The organism is Gordonia sp. (in: high G+C Gram-positive bacteria), assembly GCF_049299075.1.
Classification (GTDB): domain Bacteria; phylum Actinomycetota; class Actinomycetes; order Mycobacteriales; family Mycobacteriaceae; genus Gordonia.
In genome coordinates this window covers 1-2413 of the sequence record NZ_JBAQWU010000204.1, presented here as the reverse complement: position 1 = coordinate 2413, position 2413 = coordinate 1, and the positions used below count along the sequence as shown (strand labels likewise).

General features: G+C 67.1%; 3 protein-coding genes. 2 read left to right on the top strand and 1 reads right to left on the bottom strand.

The annotated features are described in order from the left end of the window. Positions 1-351, top strand: a 351-nt coding sequence (locus tag WAW85_RS06505) for a short-chain fatty acyl-CoA regulator family protein (RefSeq protein WP_422558817.1), incomplete at its 5' end; no start/stop codon positions are given. Here the strand turns inward: WAW85_RS06505 and WAW85_RS06500 are convergent. Continuing rightward, positions 336-1601, bottom strand: coding sequence for a PucR family transcriptional regulator (locus tag WAW85_RS06500; RefSeq protein ID WP_422558816.1), 1266 nt, complete (start codon positions 1599-1601; stop codon positions 336-338). The genes WAW85_RS06505 and WAW85_RS06500 overlap by 16 nt on opposite strands. 137 nt (positions 1602-1738) lie before the next feature. Between WAW85_RS06500 and WAW85_RS06495 the strand changes: the two genes are divergently transcribed. Next, a partial coding sequence (locus tag WAW85_RS06495) for a flavin-containing monooxygenase (RefSeq protein WP_422558815.1) occupies positions 1739-2413 on the top strand: 675 nt, incomplete at its 3' end.

Sequence of the window (2413 nt, the reverse complement as noted above, 5' to 3'; positions counted from 1 at the left end):
GTGCACGATGCGTTCTCCACACCGGGACGGATCCACACCCAGGTGGCTGAAATGCCTGACGGCCGCGAGTACTTCTGGCTCGCCCGCACCACCGACCGGGTACAGCAGGGGCACCTTGCGACGCCGTCCGACTTCGCCGTCGGGCTCGGCTGCGACCTGGCGCACGCCGACGAACTGATCTACGCGACCGGGATCGACGTGCGCGAGGCGCGCACGGTGGTCCCGATCGGCGCCGGCTGCAAGGTTTGCGCCCGGCCAGCCTGCCCGCAGCGCGCCTTCCCGCTCCTGGGCAAACCCCTCGCCCACGACGAGACCGTCAGCGCCGCCGTCCCTTATCAGCCCGTCCTCTGACCTGGCTCCGGGCCGCGCCAGTGGTGTAATTCCAGGGCCGCAGCGACGGTGATGGCGTTGGTCGACAACGGAATCGGCAGCAGTTCCTCGGCCCGAGCGAGCCGGCGCACCACGGTGTTGCGGTGCGCGTAGAGTCGCTCGGCAGTAGCACTGGCGTTGCACTGCTCGGCAAACCAGACACGGAGACACTGCGCCAGTTCTGGGTCGGCGTCGAGTAAGTCGCCCAGGGTCGCGGTCAGAAACTCGTCAAGCCGCTCTTCATCGTCGACCATCATGTCGATCAATCGCAGGTCGTCATAGCGGGCCACCGTCCGCGTCGCATCGAGTCGGGCCAACACACGGTGGGTGGCAAGGGCCTGGAAATGGCTGCGCCGAAAGCCCTCCCGGCCCTCACCTGCGGAGCCGAGCGCAACACGCACCGGCCCGGCCGCATCGCCGCCCAGGCTCGGGTCCACCGTGAGGGTCCGCGCGGGAAACCAAACCCACAATTGGGACATGCCCGCCAGCACGGTGAGCCGATGGCCGATGCCGTTCGCGGTCATGATCGCCTCGCAGATCGCCTCCAGGCGATCAACACTCACCGCCGGACCGCCGGAGATCACCGCCGCCAGGTGCGGGCCGTCGAGCCGATAGCCCAATTGCGTGTGCGCCCGCGCGGGGGAGATCGGTGCGCCCTGCAGAATCAGCGCCACCGCCGCCCGCCGCTGTGCGTGGGTGTCGCCAGCGAGTTCGGCTCGCGCCACGTCGATCATCTCCGCCAGCGCGGCGACGGTGTCGTCCACGAAATCCGCAATCGAGGCCGAGGTCACCTCCAAGAGTTCACGCAGGAGCACCGGATTGTCGGTGAGTCCGAAACAGATCTTCAGCCACAGTTGCCAGGCCAGATTCTGGGCGGTCCGGTACGAGTCCAGTACGCCCGAGTCCAGCCCGCGCCGCACCACTTCCCGCACAAAGACGGTGGCTTCATCGGTGATCACGACGCTGACCCGCTCGCCCGGCGCCGTCCGGTTGGACTCCGCCCAATGCGCGACATTGGCAGCGTTGGTGGCCAGGGACATCTGGGCGAGCGCCGGGTCCTCCGCAATCAGACTCATCCCGACCCCGCGCAGCACGCTGTCGTCGAGGGCGCGGGTCCACTCCACCGGAATGTCAGATACTGCGCGCGCACCGGTGGCGATCAGCTCGGCCACCGCCGGACTCACCGGTTCTGGGCCGTGGCTGCTCCGCGCAAACGGGTGATCGTCGGTCATGGAGGTGATTATGCACATCCGTCCCGGTAATTGTGGTGCAGATTATTCTTGCCTCCGCCCATCGCTCCATTGATCATTGGTAGTAACCGATGTGGTGCACGTCTCACCACTCGACCCGTCCGACCGAATGGAATGCCATGACCACCGCACCCCGCACCGATATCCTCGACGTCCTGATCATCGGCGCCGGCATCTCGGGCATCGGCGCCGCCCATTACCTGACCGTCGAACAACCGACCAAGTCCTTCGCCATCCTGGAGTCCCGGCACACCGCCGGCGGCACCTGGGACCTGTTCAAGTACCCCGGCATCCGCTCGGATTCGGACCTGCACACTTTCGGTTTCGAGTTCAAGCCGTGGACCGACGAGCAAGCGATCGCCGATGCGCCCCGCATTCTCGATTACCTGCATGAGGCGATCAACGACGACAACCTCACCGGCAAGATCCGCTACCACCGGCGGGCCATCGCCGCCGACTGGTCCACCGCCGAGCAGCTCTGGCACATCACCGTCGCCGACACCGCCGCGCAGCCCGACGCGCCCACCGAAGTGGTCAAAGCCCGCTGGATCTTTGCCGGCACCGGCTACTACAACTACAGCGCCGGCTACTCCCCCGAGTTCCCCGGCCGCGACGAGTTCGCCGGCCAGATCATCCACCCGCAGCACTGGCCGGAGGATCTGGACTACACGGGCAAGAGGGTCGTGGTGATCGGCTCGGGCGCCACCGCGGTCACCCTGGTTCCGGCGATGACCGAGCAGTCCGCCCACGTCACCATGCTGCAGCGCACCCCGACGTATGTGATTCCGCTGCCC